General features: G+C 59.7%; 16 protein-coding genes. 8 read left to right on the top strand and 8 right to left on the bottom strand.

Annotation, left to right across the window (positions count from 1 at the left end; genetic code table 11):
• Positions 1 to 20: 20 nt before the first annotated feature.
• The 3 genes from mreD to mreB form a co-directional block, all read right to left on the bottom strand.
• Positions 21 to 512, bottom strand: coding sequence for a rod shape-determining protein MreD (gene mreD, locus L8H52_RS00840; RefSeq protein WP_064387931.1), 492 nt, complete (start codon positions 510 to 512; stop codon positions 21 to 23).
• On the bottom strand, positions 512 to 1,639 hold the full coding sequence (gene mreC, locus L8H52_RS00835; protein ID WP_347340707.1) for a rod shape-determining protein MreC: 1,128 nt from the start codon (positions 1,637 to 1,639) through the stop codon (positions 512 to 514). Before mreC ends, mreD begins: the two co-directional genes overlap by 1 nt.
• A 141-nt stretch (positions 1,640 to 1,780) precedes the next feature.
• Positions 1,781 to 2,818 (bottom strand): rod shape-determining protein MreB, encoded by a 1,038-nt coding sequence (gene mreB / locus L8H52_RS00830; RefSeq protein ID WP_002555108.1) that lies wholly within the window; start codon positions 2,816 to 2,818, stop codon positions 1,781 to 1,783.
• Positions 2,819 to 3,029: 211 nt separating this feature from the next.
• Between mreB and gatC the strand changes: the two genes are divergently transcribed.
• The 6 genes from gatC to L8H52_RS00800 all read left to right on the top strand — a co-directional run bounded on the left by gatC (position 3,030) and on the right by L8H52_RS00800 (position 8,250).
• A complete protein-coding gene (gatC, locus tag L8H52_RS00825) occupies positions 3,030 to 3,317 on the top strand; it encodes an Asp-tRNA(Asn)/Glu-tRNA(Gln) amidotransferase subunit GatC (RefSeq protein WP_007915356.1) in 288 nt (95 codons plus the stop codon).
• A 16-nt stretch (positions 3,318 to 3,333) separates the two neighbouring features.
• Positions 3,334 to 4,785, top strand: coding sequence for an Asp-tRNA(Asn)/Glu-tRNA(Gln) amidotransferase subunit GatA (gatA, locus tag L8H52_RS00820; RefSeq protein ID WP_016984173.1), 1,452 nt, complete (start codon positions 3,334 to 3,336; stop codon positions 4,783 to 4,785).
• A 10-nt stretch (positions 4,786 to 4,795) separates the two neighbouring features.
• Positions 4,796 to 6,241: an Asp-tRNA(Asn)/Glu-tRNA(Gln) amidotransferase subunit GatB gene (gatB, locus tag L8H52_RS00815; protein ID WP_242205299.1), complete on the top strand. Its 1,446-nt coding sequence runs from the start codon at positions 4,796 to 4,798 to the stop codon at positions 6,239 to 6,241.
• Positions 6,242 to 6,390: 149 nt separating this feature from the next.
• Entirely contained in the window at positions 6,391 to 6,765 is a 375-nt protein-coding gene (locus L8H52_RS00810; protein WP_242205301.1) for a septal ring lytic transglycosylase RlpA family protein, read from the top strand.
• A 46-nt stretch (positions 6,766 to 6,811) separates the two neighbouring features.
• Positions 6,812 to 7,873 carry a calcium/sodium antiporter gene (locus L8H52_RS00805; RefSeq protein WP_242205303.1) on the top strand — a complete coding sequence of 354 codons (1,062 nt, stop codon included), beginning with the start codon at positions 6,812 to 6,814 and terminating at the stop codon, positions 7,871 to 7,873.
• Complete coding sequence (locus L8H52_RS00800; RefSeq protein ID WP_242205305.1) at positions 7,870 to 8,250, top strand: carboxymuconolactone decarboxylase family protein; 381 nt, start codon at positions 7,870 to 7,872, stop codon at positions 8,248 to 8,250. Before L8H52_RS00805 ends, L8H52_RS00800 begins: the two co-directional genes overlap by 4 nt.
• Before the next feature lie 117 nt (positions 8,251 to 8,367).
• Here the strand turns inward: L8H52_RS00800 and L8H52_RS00795 are convergent, their stop codons facing one another.
• From L8H52_RS00795 to kdgD, 5 genes are all read right to left on the bottom strand, one after another.
• The gene (locus tag L8H52_RS00795; protein WP_016984178.1) at positions 8,368 to 9,309 is read right to left on the bottom strand and encodes an AEC family transporter; all 942 of its coding nucleotides are present in this window, start codon (positions 9,307 to 9,309) and stop codon (positions 8,368 to 8,370) included.
• Between the two features lie 412 nt (positions 9,310 to 9,721).
• Positions 9,722 to 11,275, bottom strand: coding sequence for a galactarate dehydratase (gene garD / locus L8H52_RS00790; protein ID WP_242205307.1), 1,554 nt, complete (start codon positions 11,273 to 11,275; stop codon positions 9,722 to 9,724).
• An 11-nt stretch (positions 11,276 to 11,286) separates the two neighbouring features.
• Positions 11,287 to 12,651, bottom strand: a complete 1,365-nt coding sequence (locus L8H52_RS00785; RefSeq protein WP_034154459.1) for an MFS transporter — start codon at positions 12,649 to 12,651, stop codon at positions 11,287 to 11,289.
• A 99-nt stretch (positions 12,652 to 12,750) separates the two neighbouring features.
• Positions 12,751 to 14,196 carry an aldehyde dehydrogenase family protein gene (locus L8H52_RS00780; RefSeq protein ID WP_242205310.1) on the bottom strand — a complete coding sequence of 482 codons (1,446 nt, stop codon included), beginning with the start codon at positions 14,194 to 14,196 and terminating at the stop codon, positions 12,751 to 12,753.
• Between the two features lie 75 nt (positions 14,197 to 14,271).
• Positions 14,272 to 15,183 carry a 5-dehydro-4-deoxyglucarate dehydratase gene (gene kdgD / locus L8H52_RS00775; RefSeq protein WP_016984321.1) on the bottom strand — a complete coding sequence of 304 codons (912 nt, stop codon included), beginning with the start codon at positions 15,181 to 15,183 and terminating at the stop codon, positions 14,272 to 14,274.
• 296 nt (positions 15,184 to 15,479) lie between these two features.
• Here kdgD and L8H52_RS00770 point away from each other — a divergent pair, with 296 nt between their 5' ends.
• Together L8H52_RS00770 and L8H52_RS00765 are read left to right on the top strand one after the other, a co-directional pair.
• Positions 15,480 to 15,860, top strand: coding sequence for a hypothetical protein (locus L8H52_RS00770; RefSeq protein ID WP_242205312.1), 381 nt, complete (start codon positions 15,480 to 15,482; stop codon positions 15,858 to 15,860).
• Between the two features lie 131 nt (positions 15,861 to 15,991).
• Positions 15,992 to 16,354 carry a hypothetical protein gene (locus L8H52_RS00765; protein WP_242205314.1) on the top strand — a complete coding sequence of 121 codons (363 nt, stop codon included), beginning with the start codon at positions 15,992 to 15,994 and terminating at the stop codon, positions 16,352 to 16,354.
• Positions 16,355 to 16,356 lie beyond the last annotated feature (2 nt).

Here is a 16,356-nt window from a genome sequence, read left to right as displayed (position 1 = left end):
CAGTGCCCTGCTTCACCGGCTCAATTGATTTTGTAGCGTCGGCGTAATCCGCGTAGGGCAAAGCTGACCCAAGGCCAGAGCAAGGCACTGACCAGCGCCGGAAGCACCAGTGCCAACGTTGGCTGACGGTTGCCGGTCAAGGCGCTGAGCCACAATTGCACCAGTTGCGCGAGGCCGAAGATCACCAGAATCACCAGGCACTGCTGCCACATCGGGAACATTCGCAGGCGTTGCTGCAACGACAGCACCAGGAACGTGATCAAGGTCAGGATCAGCGCGTTCTGACCGAACAGGTCGCCCTGCAGCACGTCTTCGGCCAAGCCCAGACAGAACGCGGTGACCATGCCGACCGTGTGTGGCATGTACAGAGCCCAGAATGTCAGGAGCAAGGCCAGCCATAACGGGCGCAGGATCTCCATGAAAATCGGCAACGGTGACACGCTGAGCAGCAGGCCTACGAGAAACGTCAGCCAGACAATCCAGCCGTTTCGCGATGCGGTAGCCCCGACCATTATTCTTGTCTCCCGGTTGTCGCCGGTGCGCTGACAGGCGGCTTAGCCGCAGGTCGTGCAGCGGGCTGGGCAGCTGGAGGTTTGCTTGCCGCCGGTGGTCTGGCTGCCGCGGGCGGTTTGCTTGCCGCCGGTTTGGCCGGCGCCGCACTGGCCGCAGGCACTGCCGGCGTGGCAGTGGCTGGTGCCGCAGTCGCAGCAGGTGGGGTTACGGTCTTCGGCACGGTGGCCGGAATAATCGGGCCACCGCCAAAGGCATCAAGATTTTCCTGGGCTTGAGCGGCATCGTTGGCGCGCTCTTCGGCGGTGCGGTTGTCGCTGAACACCAGCAGCAGGTAGCGGCTGCGGTTGAGTGCGGCAGTCGGCACGGCGCGTACGATCGCGAACGGCTGGCCGGAATCGTGGATGACTTCCTTCACCGTGGCGACTGGATAACCGGCCGGGAAGCGCTGGCCGAGACCGGAACTGACCAGTAGATCGCCTTCCTTGATATCGGCAGTGTCGGCGACGTGACGCAGTTCCAGGCGTTCCGGGTTGCCGGTGCCGCTGGCAATCGCCCGCAGACCGTTACGGTTGACCTGTACAGGAATGCTGTGGGTGGTATCGGTCAACAGCAATACACGGGAAGTGTAAGGCATCAACTCGACCACCTGGCCCATCAGACCGCGCGCATCGAGCACCGGCTGCCCGAGCACCACGCCATCGCGCTCACCTTTATTGATGATGATGCGATGGGTGAAGGGATTGGGGTCCATGCCGATCAGCTCGGCCACTTCGACCTTTTCGTTGACCAGCGCAGAGGAATTGAGCAACTCGCGCAGCCGAACGTTCTGCTCGGTAAGGGCGGCAAGCTTTTGCATGCGCCCCTGATACAGCAGGTTTTCGGTCTTGAGTTTTTCGTTTTCGGCGACAAGTTCGGTGCGACTGCCGAACTGGCTGGCAATCCCTTCCCACAGGCGTCCCGGCAGGTCGGTAATCCAGTAGGCATCCATCAACACCAGCGACGCTTGTTTGCGCGCAGGCTTGAGCACGTCGAAGCGGGCATCGACCACCATCAGCGCGACCGACAGCACGGCCAGCACCAACAGGCGCACACCCAACGAAGGGCCTTTGGCGAAAAGCGGTTTAATAAGCCGCTCCTCCCAGGCAAATGTTCTGTTTATTCATACGGCATCAAACCGGCCTGGATGAAGACTGACAGAAGATAAACGCCAACAGGCAGCACTGCAAAGTGCTGCCTGCGCGTTCACCCACGTATTGCACTCGGCGACTTATTCGCTCGAGAGCAGGTCCATGGTGTGCTTATCCATCATTTCCAATGCACGGCCACCGCCGCGAGCAACACAGGTCAGCGGATCTTCGGCAACGATCACTGGCAGACCGGTTTCCTGGGCCAGCAACTTGTCGAGGTCACGCAGCAGCGCGCCACCACCGGTCAGCACCAGGCCACGCTCGGCGATGTCGGAAGCCAGTTCCGGCGGCGATTGCTCCAGGGCGCTTTTCACAGCCTGAACGATAGTGGCCAGGGACTCTTGCAGAGCTTCCAGCACTTCGTTGGAGTTCAGGGTGAATGCGCGTGGAACGCCTTCGGCCAGGTTGCGACCGCGAACATCGACTTCGCGAACTTCGCCGCCCGGGTAGGCCGTGCCGATTTCCTGCTTGATGCGCTCAGCAGTGGATTCACCGATCAGGCTGCCGTAGTTACGACGCACGTAGGTGATGATCGCTTCGTCGAAGCGGTCGCCGCCAACACGGACGGATTCGGCATAGACCACACCGTTCAGGGAGATCAGCGCGATTTCGGTAGTACCACCACCGATATCCACGACCATCGAACCGCGTGCTTCTTCGACCGGCAGGCCGGCACCGATCGCAGCAGCCATTGGCTCTTCGATCAGGAACACTTCACGGGCACCGGCACCAAGGGCCGATTCACGGATGGCACGACGCTCAACCTGGGTGGATTTGCATGGAACGCAGATCAGCACACGAGGGCTAGGCTGCAGAAAGCTGTTTTCGTGAACCTTGTTAATAAAGTACTGCAGCATCTTTTCGCAGACGCTGAAGTCGGCGATCACGCCGTCCTTCATCGGACGAATGGCAGCAATGTTGCCCGGCGTACGGCCGAGCATGCGCTTGGCCTCGGTGCCGACAGCAACGACACTTTTCTGGTTACCGTGTGTCCGAATGGCCACAACCGATGGCTCATTCAGGACGATACCGCGCTCGCGCACGTAAATAAGGGTGTTGGCAGTGCCCAGGTCAATGGAAAGATCGCTGGAAAACATGCCACGCAGTTTCTTGAACATGGGAAAGGGACCCTAGGCAACGCGTGGGTAAAAAAGTGCGGCAAACTCTAACAACGACAGGGATTTTGGGCAAGGCGCCAATATGTTAAATTGGCCGCTTTTCTGTGCACCAAGCCCCACAATCGCGGCCTTATGACCGTAGAAGTGCGGTAGTGTTCCGACAATCTAACACACGGACGCCGTCCGTTCTGTTTTCCACAGGAGAATCCCGATGGCGCTAGAACGCTCCGACGTGGAAAAAATCGCTCATCTGGCCTGCCTTGGCCTCAATGATGCCGATCTTCCACACATTACTTCCGCTCTCAACAGCATTCTCGGTCTGGTCGACGAAATGCAGGCTGTTAATACCGACGGAATCGAGCCTCTGGCCCACCCGCTGGAAGCCAGTCAGCGCCTGCGCGCCGACGTCGTGACCGAGAGCAATCACCGCGAGGCCTACCAGTCCATCGCACCAGCGGTCGAAAACGGCCTGTATCTGGTTCCGAAAGTCATCGACTAAAGGGAAAGAGCCTGCAATGCATCAAATGACTCTGGCCGAGATCGCCCGCGGTCTCGCCGATAAAAAGTTTTCCTCCGAAGAGCTGACCAAAGTCCTGCTGGCGCGTATCACCCAGCTCGATCCGCAGCTCAACAGTTTCATCAGCCTCACCGAAGCGCTGGCCCTCGAGCAGGCGAAAGCCGCCGATGCCCGCCGCGCCAACGGTGAGAGCGGCGCCCTGCTCGGTGCGCCGATCGCTCACAAGGACCTGTTCTGCACCCAGGGCATTCGCACCAGCTGCGGCTCGAAGATGCTCGACAACTTCAAAGCCCCGTACGACGCCACCGTGGTCGCGAAACTGGCGGCTGCCGGCGCTGTGACTCTGGGCAAGACCAACATGGACGAATTCGCCATGGGTTCGGCCAACGAGTCGAGCTGGTACGGCGCGGTGAAAAACCCGTGGAACCTGGAACACGTACCAGGCGGTTCGTCCGGTGGTTCAGCAGCGGCCGTTGCCGCGCGTCTGTTGCCAGCGGCGACGGCCACCGACACTGGCGGTTCGATTCGTCAGCCGGCGGCATTCACCAACCTCACCGGCCTGAAACCGACCTATGGTCGCGTTTCGCGCTGGGGCATGATCGCTTATGCCTCCAGCCTCGATCAGGGCGGCCCGTTGGCGCGCACGGCCGAAGACTGCGCGATTTTGTTGCAAGGTATGGCTGGCTTCGATCAGAACGACTCCACCAGCATCGATGAGCCGGTGCCGGATTACTCCGCAAGCCTGGGCGACTCGCTGCAAGGCCTGCGCATCGGCGTGCCGAAGGAATACTTCAGCGCCGGTCTCGACCCACGTATCGCCGAGCTGATCCAGAACAGTATTAAAGAGCTGCAGAAGCTCGGTGCCGTGATCAAGGAAATCAGCCTGCCGAACATGCAGCACGCGATCCCTGCGTACTACGTGATCGCCCCGGCAGAGGCCTCCTCGAACCTGTCGCGTTTCGACGGCGTGCGTTTCGGCCACCGTTGCGAGCACCCGAAAGACCTGATCGACCTGTACAAACGCTCCCGTGGTGAAGGCTTCGGCGCGGAAGTCCAGCGCCGGATCATGGTCGGTGCCTACGCGCTGTCCGCCGGTTACTACGACGCCTACTACCTGAAAGCGCAGAAGATCCGTCGCTTGGTGAAGAACGACTTCATGGCTGCCTTTAATGAAGTCGACATCATCCTCGGCCCAACCACGCCGAACCCGGCCTGGAAACTCGGCGCGAAGAACAGCGACCCGGTCGCTGCCTATCTGGAAGACGTCTACACCATCACCGCCAACCTCGCGGGCCTGCCGGGCCTGTCGATGCCGGCCGGTTTTGTCGACGGTCTGCCGGTGGGCGTGCAGTTGCTCGCGCCGTACTTCCAGGAAGGTCGCCTGTTGAACGTTGCCCACCAGTATCAGCTCAACACTGACTGGCACACCCGCACCCCAACCGGCTTCTGAGGAGACACACATGCAATGGGAAGTCGTGATCGGGCTGGAGATTCACACTCAGCTCACTACCCGGTCGAAAATCTTTTCCGGTAGTTCCACCACGTTCGGTTCCGAGCCGAACACCCAGGCCAGTCTGATCGACCTGGGCATGCCCGGCGTGTTGCCGGTGCTGAACCAGGAAGCGGTGCGCATGGCGGTGATGTTCGGTCTGGCGATTGACGCCGAGATCGGTCAGCACAACGTGTTCGCCCGTAAAAACTACTTCTACCCGGATCTGCCGAAGGGCTATCAGATCAGCCAGATGGAATTGCCGATCGTCGGCAAAGGCCACCTGGACATCGCCCTGGAAGACGGCACCGTCAAACGTGTCGGCATTACCCGCGCGCATCTGGAAGAAGACGCCGGCAAGAGCCTGCACGAAGAATTCAACGGTGCCACCGGCATCGACCTGAACCGCGCCGGCACGCCGCTGCTGGAAATCGTCTCCGAGCCGGACATGCGCAGCGCCAAGGAAGCCGTGGCTTACGTCAAGGCGATCCACGCACTGGTGCGTTACCTGGGCATCTGCGACGGCAACATGGCCGAAGGCTCGCTGCGTTGCGACTGCAACGTGTCGATCCGTCCGAAAGGCCAGGTCGAGTTCGGCACGCGCTGCGAGATCAAGAACGTCAACTCCTTCCGTTTCATCGAGAAGGCGATCAACTCCGAGATCCAGCGGCAGATCGAGCTGATCGAAGACGGCGGCAAAGTGATCCAGCAGACCCGTCTGTACGATCCGAACAAGGACGAAACCCGTCCGATGCGTTCGAAAGAGGAAGCCAACGACTACCGTTACTTCCCCGACCCCGACCTGCTGCCGGTGATCATCGAAGAGTCGTTCCTCGGCGAGGTGCGCGCCACCCTGCCGGAACTGCCTCCGCAGAAACGCGAGCGCTTCCAGGAGCAATTCGGTCTGTCGGTCTATGACGCCAGCGTGCTGGCCACCAGCCGCGAGCAAGCCGACTACTTCGAGAAAGTCGCGAGCATCGGCGGCGACGCCAAACTGGCGGCGAACTGGGTGATGGTCGAGTTGGGCAGCCTGCTCAACAAGCAAGGCCTGGACATCGACGAGTCGCCGGTTTCGGCTGAACTGTTGGGCGGCATGCTGCAGCGCATCAAGGACAACACCATCTCCGGCAAGATCGCCAAAGTGGTGTTCGAAGCGATGGCCAACGGTGAGGGCAGCGCAGACGAGATCATCGAAAAACGCGGCCTGAAGCAAGTGACCGACAGCGGCGCGATCTCGGCGGTGCTGGACGAAATGCTCGCGGCCAACGCCGAGCAAGTTGAACAATACCGTGCGGCGGATGAAGCCAAACGCGGCAAGATGTTTGGCTTCTTTGTGGGTCAGGCGATGAAAGCGTCGAAAGGCAAAGCCAACCCGCAGCAAGTGAACGAACTGCTGAAAAGCAAGCTCGAAGGCTGACCGCAATTGAGCCAGATCCCAAGCCTGGCTCTATTCCCTGTGGGAGCGAGCTTGCTCGCGAAGGCGTCATGACATTCAACATGAATGCTGAATGTGACGGCCTCTTCGCGAGCAAGCTCGCTCCCACATTGTTATCTGGGAGCTTTCGAATGAAACGTCTGCTCGGCGCCTGCGCCCTGCTCTCTCTCCTGGCCGGTTGCGCCAGCACTGACACCATCGACCCGCACGGTTACGACCAGACCGGCGTCGCTTCCTATTACGGTGCCAGGCACCACGGTAAACGCACCGCCAGTGGCGAGCCGTTCAACCAGAATTCCCTGACCGCCGCCCACCGCCAGCTACCCTTCGGCACACGGGTGAAGGTCACCAACCTGAAAAACGATGAATCCGTCGTGGTCCGCATCAACGACCGTGGCCCGCATACCCGTGGACGCCTGATCGACGTGTCCCGCGAGGCCGCCGAACAGCTCGGCATGCTGCGCAGTGGCACCGCACGGGTTCGCGTGCAAGCCCTCGACGACTGATGGAGCACCGACCATTTTCGGACTAGCCGACTTACCCCTGATCAGCGTGATCGAACTGCTCGCGGGCCTGTGCCTGCTGATCTTCGGCGCCGAACTGATGGTACGCGCAGCGGTGCGTCTGGCGGCACGCCTGCATGTGCGGCCGCTGATCATCGGCCTGACCATCGTCGCCCTCGGCAGCAGCGCGCCGCAAATGGCCGTCAGCCTGCAGGCTGCGTTAGCGCACAACCCGGACATCGCCGTCGGCAGCGTGGTCGGCAGCAGTATCTTCAACATCCTCGTCACCCTCGGCCTATCGGCGCTGATCATCCCGCTGCGCGTCTCGCGGCAACTGGTGCGGCTCGATATTCCGCTGATGATCGGCGCCAGCCTGCTGGTGTTCGTCCTGGCCTGGAATGAAGAGATCGGTCGCTTCGACGGCCTCCTGCTGCTGGGCGCACTGGCGTTGTACCTCGGCTTGCTGCTGCGTCAATCGCGGCACTCGACGCGGCCGCATTCGGAACATGCCGAAGCAGTACATGCCTCGTGGATCAGCAGCTTGCTGATGATCGTTATCGGTCTGGCAATGCTGGTATTCGCCGGGCATCTGCTGCTGGGCGCTGCCGTCGTGGTGGCCACGGATCTGGGATTCTCCGAGCGAGTGATCGGCCTGACCGTGGTCGCTGTCGGCACTTCGCTGCCGGAACTGGCAACCTCATTGATCGCGGCTTTGCGCGGGCAACGCGACATTGCTGTCGGCAACGTGATCGGCGCCAACCTGTTCAATCTGCTCGGGGTGCTCGGCCTGACCGCACTGATTGCGCCGACACCGCTGTCGGTATCGCCGAACGCACTGGATTTCGACCTGCCGGTGATGCTCGGCGTCGCCGCACTGTGCCTGCCGGTGTTCTATTCCGGCTATCGGGTAACGCGCGCAGAGGGTATGTTGCTGCTCGGTTTGTATCTGGTTTACGGGCTGCACGTGGTGTCGTTCACCACCGGCATGCCGCTGGCCGGCAAGCTGGAGCGGCTGATGCTGTTTTATGTCTTGCCGACGCTGTTGACGTTTTTGCTGTTCACGTCGATCCGCGCCTGGCGCCGCCAACACCACAAGAGTGAAAAACCATGACCGAATCGAAGAAGTCCGGAGTTGAAGTCCGCCGCCAGGTAATGGGCGATGCGTTTGTTGATCGCGCCTTGGGCAACGCCACCGAGTTCACTCAACCGTTGCAGGATTTCGTCAATGAGCATGCCTGGGGTGGCGTGTGGAATCGCGCAGGCCTGCCGCTGAAAACCCGCAGCCTGATCACCCTCGCCGCGTTGACGGCGCTGAAGTGCCCGCAAGAATTGAAGGGCCACGTGCGCGGTGCGCTGAACAATGGCTGCACGGTGGACGAGATTCGTGAGGCGCTGCTGCATTGCGCGGTGTATGCCGGCGTGCCGGCGGCGATTGATGCGTTTCGGGCAGCGCAGGAAGTAATTGATACCTACCAAAAGCCAGAGTAATTCAGCGCCCGTGAAATAGCTTTCGCGAGCAGGCTCGCTCCCACATTGGATTGCATTTCAAATGTGGGAGCGAGCCTGCTCGCGAAGAGGCCGGTCCATTCCCTACAGATCCCACAGTCAGATCCACCCACCCCACTGCAAAACAAAGATCCCGACGTTGGTTGTGATCGCCGCCATCAATGTGGTCATCACAATAATCGCCGCCGCCAGCTCATGATTGCCCTGCGCCGCCCGGGCCATGACAAAACTCGCCGCCGCCGTCGGGCTGCCGAAGTACAGAAACAGAATCCCCAACTCCGCCCCGCGAAATCCCCACAACCACGCGCCGAGCGTCGCCAGCACCGGCAAGCCGACCATCTTCACCAGGCTCGAACTCAGCGCCATATTGCCGCTCTTGCGCAACGCCGCCAGTGACAGCGTGCCGCCAATGCAGATCAACGCCAGCGGCAAGGTGGTCTGCGCCAGATATTGACCTGACGTCTCCAGCCAGCCCGGCAAACCGATCTTGAAATAGGCAAACGGCGCCGCCGCAATCACGCTGATGATCAGCGGATTGCTGAACACGCTTTTGCAGATGCTCCACGGATCGGACTTGATCACCGGGCTGTATACCGCCAGCACGATGGTCGACAGGGTGTTGTAAAACAGGATCACCAACGCCGCGAGAATCGCTCCGAGGGAAATCCCGTAATCGCCGTACATGCTCGCCGCCAGTGCCAGACCGATGACGCCGTTGTTGCCGCGAAACGCGCCTTGGGTGTAGATGCCGCGATCTTCACGCGGGCATTTGAAAATCGCCCAGCCCCAGGCCAGGGCAAAACTCACCAGCGTGGCGAGGGAGAAGTAGATCAGCAGGGACGGTTGCAATGCTGCGTGCAGGTCGGCATGCAGAATGCCGAGAAACAGCAGCGCCGGCATGGTCACGTTGAACACCAGCGAGGAGGCGGTGTGGATGAAATTGTCGTTGATCCAGTCGATGCGCTTGAGCAGCACACCGAGAAACAGCATGGCAAACACCGGCGCGGTGATGTTCAGGGTTTCGAGGAAAATTGCCAGCATGCCGGGGAGCCTTGGGTGAGCGTCGTTGGATGCCAATGATAAAGCAAAAGCCCCTCACCCTAGCCCTCTCCCGGAGGGAGAGGGGACCGATCGGGAGATATTCAATAATTCCACCGACCTGAAAGGACACCACTGAATCCAGAATTGCTCGTCTGGCCCATAATCAACTCGGTATTTCAGGTCGATGTATTGCGCAAGACAACTCGATAGGCCCCTCACCCTAGCCCTCTCCCGGAGGGAGAGGGGACTGACCGAGGTGTCTTGCGTCGTACATCGACCTGCAAGACCGAATCGATTATGGATTCGGCAAAGCACTTTCAGGTCGATGTACTTCTAAAATATCCCCGGATCGGCCCCCTCTCCCTCTGGGAGAGGGCTGGGGTGAGGGTAGCTTTTGCCCCCCCACAAACCATCAGGTAATCGGCGCCGGATTGAACAACGTAATGTCGTTATGCAACTTGTGCTTCTCCGCCCACGTCTGCTGCTTGCCGCTGGCAACATCCAGATAGTAGTGAAACAACTCCCAACCCAATTCCTCGATGGTCGCGCGCCCGGTAGCAATCCGCCCGGCATCGATATCGATCAGATCCGGCCAACGCTGCGCCAACTCCGTCCGCGTCGAGACCTTCACCACTGGCGCCATCGCCAAACCATACGGCGTACCCCGCCCGGTGGTGAACACATGCAGATTCATCCCCGCCGCCAACTGCAACGTGCCGCAAACAAAATCACTGGCCGGCGTCGCACAGAAAATCAAACCCTTCTGCTTGAAGCGCTCGCCAGGGCCAAGCACGCCGTTGATCGCGCTGCTGCCGGATTTGACGATCGAGCCCAGAGACTTCTCGACAATGTTCGACAACCCGCCCTTCTTGTTGCCCGGCGTGGTGTTGGCGCTGCGATCCGCTTCACCCTTGGCCAGATAACGGTCGTACCAGTCCATCTCACGCACCAATTCCTCGGCAACGGTTTTGCTTTCGGCACGTGAAGTCAGCAGATAAATCGCATCGCGTACTTCGGTGACTTCGGAAAACATCACCGTCGCCCCGGCACGCAGCAGCAAGTCCGAGGCATAGCCCAGCGCCGGGTTGGCGGTGATCCCGGAGAACGCATCGCTGCCGCCGCACTGCATGCCGAGGATCAGCTCGGACGCCGGCACGGTTTCGCGGCGGCGTTGATCGAGCTTCTTCAAACGGACTTCAGCCAGCGCCATGATCTGCTCGATCATCTCGGTGAAGCCGTGACTGGAATCCTGCAGTCGATACAGCCATGGATCGCTGAGATCCACCGACGCATCGTCCTCGTGCATCACCTGCCCGGCCTGCAATTTCTCGCAGCCCAGACTGATCACCAACGCTTCGCCACCGAGGTTCGGGTTGCGCGCCAGATTGCGCACGGTGCGGATCGGGATGTAGGCGTCGGTGGCGGTAATCGCCACGCCGCAGCCATAACTGTGAGTCAGCGCGACCACGTCATCGACGTGCGGGTACTTCGGCAGCAGTTCTTCCTTGATGCGTTTCACCGCATGATCGAGCACGCCGGTGACGCACTGCACCGTGGTGGTGATGCCAAGAATATTGCGCGTGCCGACGGTGCCGTCAGCGTTGCGGTAACCCTCGAAGGTGAAGCCTTCCAGCGGTGCCTGCGCGTCCGGCACGTCGGTGGACAGCGGCAAGCTGTCCAGCGGCGGCGCGGTCGGCATGCGCAGTTGATCTTCCTTGACCCAACTGCCACGGAGAATCGGCTGCAACGCGTAGCCAATCACCTGACCGTAGCGAATCACCTCGCCGCCCTCGGGGATGTCTTCCAGAGTGACCTTGTGGCTCTGCGGCACAAATTCCAGCGTCACCAGGCCATCGGCAAATTCAGTGCCGGCCGGTGCGCCCTGGTCGTTGACCACTACCACCACATTGTCCCGCTCGTGCAGGCGGATATGGCGCGGCGAGTCGGAATGTTCAATCAACTGCATGACGCCGCTCCTCAGGAATGCGCTTGAGACAATTTACCGGTGGCTTCAGTACCGCCGTTGGTTGGCGGCTCTTTGAGTACCACACGTTTGATCGGGCCAACGATGACCAGATAGCTGAACACCGCGACCAGTGCGTTGGCACCGACAAACACCAGCGCCCACTTGAACGAACCGGTGGAGCTGATGATGTAGCCAATCACGATCGGCGTGGTAATCGAAGCGATGTTGCCGAAGGTGTTGAACAGGCCACCGCTCAGACCGGCGATCTGTTTTGGCGAGGTGTCGGAAACCACCGCCCAGCCCAGTGCGCCAACGCCTTTGCCGAAGAAGGCCAGAGCCATGAAGCCAACCACCATCCATTCCACATCAACATAGTTGCAGGCGACGATGCTGCTGGAAACCAGCAGACCGGCAATGATCGGTGCTTTACGGGCGAAGGTCAGCGAGTGGCCCTTGCGCAGCAGGTAATCGGAAATCACCCCGCCGAGCACGCCGCCGATGAAGCCGCAAATTGCCGGCAACGAGGCGATGAAACCGGCCTTGAGAATGGTCATGCCACGCTCTTGTACCAGGTACACCGGAAACCAGGTCAGGAAGAAATAGGTGATGCCGTTGATGCAGTATTGACCCAGATACACACCGAGCATCATGCGGTTGGTCAGCAACTGACGGATGTAATCCCATTTCGGGCCATCAGCCTTTTTGCCCTGCTTGACGTCCATGTCGACCATGCCGCCGTTGTCGGCAATGAACTGCACTTCGGCTTCGTTGGCCAGCGGGTGTTGGCGCGGGCTGTGGATAACCTTCAGCCAGATGCCCGAGAAGACAATGCCGAACACGCCCATGACAATGAACACGTGTTCCCAGCCGAAGGAGTAAACGATCCAGCCCATCAGCGGTGCGAACAACACGGTGGCAAAGTATTGCGCCGAGTTGAAGATCGCCGAAGCCGTACCGCGTTCAGCGGTCGGGAACCACGCCGCGACAATGCGCGCGTTGCCGGGGAACGAAGGCGCTTCAGCCAGACCGACCAGGAAGCGCAGCATGAACAGCGCAACAATCGCCGTGGACATGCCGAACTCACCGACAAAGCCTTGCAGCACGGTGAACAGCGACCAGGTGAAAATGCTCAGCGCATAGACTTTTTTCGAACCGAAGCGATCGAGCAACCAGCCGCCGGGGATTTGCCCGGCCACGTAGGCCCAACCGAATGCGGAGAAGATGTAGCCGAGGGTGACTGCGTCGATGCCCAGATCTTTTTGCAGGCTGGAGCCGGCGATGGCGATCGTGGCGCGGTCGGCGTAGTTGATCGTGGTCACCAGAAACAGCATGAGCAGGATCAAATAGCGGACGTGAGTCGGCTTGGACGATTGCATGTAGATGTACTCCCACTGATTATTTTTATGCGGGTAAAACATTCTTTGGTCTTGTGCCGCGCAGGGCCTCAGGCGAAGGCCCGGCGCGGGTGCAGCGGGTTACGATCCGATGTAGGCAGTTTTTACCACCGTGTAAAACTCTTGCGCATAGCGGCCTTGCTCACGTGATCCATAGGATGAACCTTTACGCCCACCAAACGGAACGTGGTAATCCACGCCAGCCGTCGGTAGGTTGACCATGACCATCCCGGCTTGCGAATGGCGCTTGAAGTGGTTGGCGTACTTCAGCGAAGTCGTCGCGATACCCGCCGACAGACCGAACTCGGTGTCGTTGGCCATCGCCAGCGCCGCGTCGTAATCGGCCACGCGAACAATGTTGGCCACCGGGCCGAAAATTTCTTCGCGGCTGATGCGCATCGACGCTTCACTGTCGGCAAACAGGGTTGGCGCGAGGTAGTAGCCTTCGGTGTCGCAGGTCACCAAGCCGCCGCCGCTGACCAGACGCGCACCTTCGGACTGGCCGATATCGATGTACTTCATGTCCTGTTCCAACTGCGCCTGAGAAACCACTGGACCGATGTCGGTACCGGATTTCAGTGCGTGGCCGACCTTGATCGACTTCATGCGCTCGGCCATGGCTTCAACGAACTGGTCGTGAATGCCGGCAGTGACGATCAAGCGGCTCGACGCGGTGCAGCGCTGACCGGTGGAGTAGAACGCGCTCTGCACCGACAGCTCGACCGCTTGTTTGAGGTCGGCGTCGTCGAGAATGATCTGCGGGTTCTTGCCGCCCATTTCCAACTGAACCTTGGCCTGGCGCGAAACGCAGTTGACCGCGATCTGACGACCCACACCGACCGAACCGGTGAAGCTGATGCCATCGACTTTCGGGCTTTGCACCAGTGCATCACCGACCACGCGGCCACTGCCCATCACCAGGTTGAACACGCCAGCCGGGAAGCCTGCGCGGGAGATGATTTCCGCCAGCGCCCAAGCGCAACCCGGCACCAGATCGGCCGGTTTCAACACCACGCAGTTGCCGTAGGCCAGGGCCGGGGCGATTTTCCACGCCGGAATCGCGATCGGGAAGTTCCACGGAGTGATCAGACCAACCACGCCCAGCGCTTCGCGGGTTACTTCAACGTTGACACCCGGACGCACCGACGGCACGTAGTCGCCGGACAGGCGTAGGCATTCACCGGCGAAGAATTTGAAAATGTTGCCGGCGCGGGTCACTTCGCCGATGGCTTCGGGCAGGGTCTTGCCCTCTTCCCGGGCCAGGAGGGTGCCGAGCTCTTCGCGACGAGCGAGGATTTCCGTACCGACTTTATCCAGCGAATCGTGACGGGCCTGAATACCCGAAGTCGAATACGCCGGGAATGCTGCGCGGGCGGCGTCGATGGCGGCGTGAACCTGGGTCAGATCAGCCTTGGCGTAGTCACCGATGGTGTCGCTCAGTTCCGACGGGTTGATGTTGGCCGAGTAGTCGGCACCGGCAACCCATTCGCCGTTGATGTAGTTGTCGTAGCGTTTTGCATTTGTCACAGAGGCAGCCCTCAAAACTAAAAGCCTTTACGCAAAAAGCCGCTGATTACTCAGCGGCCGCGTTTTTGTCGGGTGTTACTGCGCACCTTGCTTGTCGATCAGCGCAGCGAGCATTTCGTACTCTTCGCCCGTCAGATCGGTCAGCGGCGCCCGCACCGGGCCTGCGTCATAGCCGGCGATTTTGGCGCCTGCCTTGACGATGCTCACGGCGTAACCGGCCTTGCGGTTGCGGATGTCGAGGTACGGCAGGAAGAAGTCGTCGATGATCTTGCCGACGGTGGCGTGATCTTCACGGGCGATCGCGTGGTAGAAGTCCATCGCGGTTTTCGGGATGAAGTTGAACACCGCCGAGGAGTAAACCGGCACGCCCAGCGCCTTGTAGGCAGCGGCGTAGACTTCGGCGGTCGGCAGACCACCCAGGTAGCTGAAGCGATCACCGAGGCGGCGACGGATCGACACCATCAACTCGATATCGCCCAGACCGTCCTTGTAGCCGATCAGGTTCGGGCAGCGCTCGGCCAGACGTTCCAGCAACGGTGCGGTCAAGCGGCAAACGTTGCGGTTATAGACAACCACGCCGATGTTGACCGATTTACACACGGCCTCAACGTGAGCGGCAACACCGTCCTGGCTCGCTTCGGTCAGGTAGTGCGGCAGCAGCAACAGACCTTTGGCGCCCAGACGTTCGGCTTCCTGAGCGTATTCGATGGCCTGACGGGTCGAACCACCGACACCGGCGAGGATCGGCACGCTGGTTTCACAAGTGTCGACGGCAGTCTTGATGATTTCCGAGTACTCGCTGGCGGCCAGGGAGAAGAACTCACCGGTGCCGCCGGCGGCGAACAAGGCTGAAGCGCCATACGGGGCCAGCCATTCCAGGCGTTTGATGTAGCCGGCGCGGTTGAAATCGCCCTGCGCGTTGAAATCGGTCACCGGGAAAGACAGCAGGCCGGCAGAGAGGATGGACTTCAGTTCTTGTGGATTCATTATTCGAACACCCTGGTAGCAACGTTTTTTGTGATTGGTCCGTTCAGCCTTCGCTGAAGTTGTAGGTCATCGTACAACTTAAATAATAACCGTCAACTGCATTTCATCGTTGTGGGTGTTTTTTTGTCGGACAAAATTGTTTAAGGCTTGCCAGGACTCGTCGCAAAGGCTCGCGTTTGAAGGGTTTTAGCGCGGAAATGTCTGGTCAAGATTCGTTTACTGAACGCTGGAGAAACGCCGGCTAAGGTGCGACGACTGCCACGAAGGATCGTGGCGGACCTTCGAAGGAAACCGAAATGTTTGTGAATTATGCTGCACCGACCCTCGCGCAAATCGCCTCTTCTGACTCTGACACCCTCACCCTGCAGCTATCCGTGCTTCCCGATGTATTGATCGTACAGGTCCCGGATTCCAGCGATTTTCCGGCGAACTGGAGTGTCTACGCGATTCTTGGCGACGACCCTGAAGAGCCGGAATGGACAGGTGAGGAAGTGGACACCGGCACCTGGGACGATGCCGAAGACGAGATGGAAAAACTGACGGGGATCGAGTTGCAGATACCTAAAGAGGCGCTGCGGCCGTACCTGAACAGAGAGGTTGAATTGCGCTACAAGTTTTCCGATGAGTCGAGTATGGAGCCGTTTTCGCAGGTGTTGAGGTTGCGTATCGAGGGCTGAATCTGGTCGTGTGGGAGAGGTTACCGTTCGTCGGAACTGGTATTTCTTACAGGTGCCAGACTCTCGCGCTCCAGACATTAATCAGCTTGAGCTACCAACGGCTCGTTTCGACAACTAAAAGGATTTTGAAAATGATAGATAAACGTTTCGCCATCCAAATGCTGCCAAAACCTAGGCTCAAGGAAGCAATCAATGACGTCCTCTACGTACATAACTTGATTGATCCTGCTCATGGGGTAGTGGATGCCCTCCAAGAAGCGGCCGAAGAGGACATAATCACACTGAAAGTGTACGACTCAGACGGTGCCGAGGAGTGGTCAGGCTCCGTCAAACTGACCTCAATCTCCATTGGAAAGCCCGTTGAGCTTGCAATTCCGAAAGCGCCATTTGAAAAAATGCTGAAAGCTGGCAAGGACGCGCGCTTGCAGTACTCCGTCGACAGAGCAGGCAACGTCCGGCAATCATTACCGTTGGAAATCACGCTTAAACACTGACC

The organism is Pseudomonas sp. CROZ-RG-20F-R04-15 (assembly GCF_022662375.1).
Classification (GTDB): Bacteria; Pseudomonadota; Gammaproteobacteria; order Pseudomonadales; family Pseudomonadaceae; genus Aquipseudomonas.
This window is presented reverse-complemented; position numbering and strand designations above follow the sequence as displayed.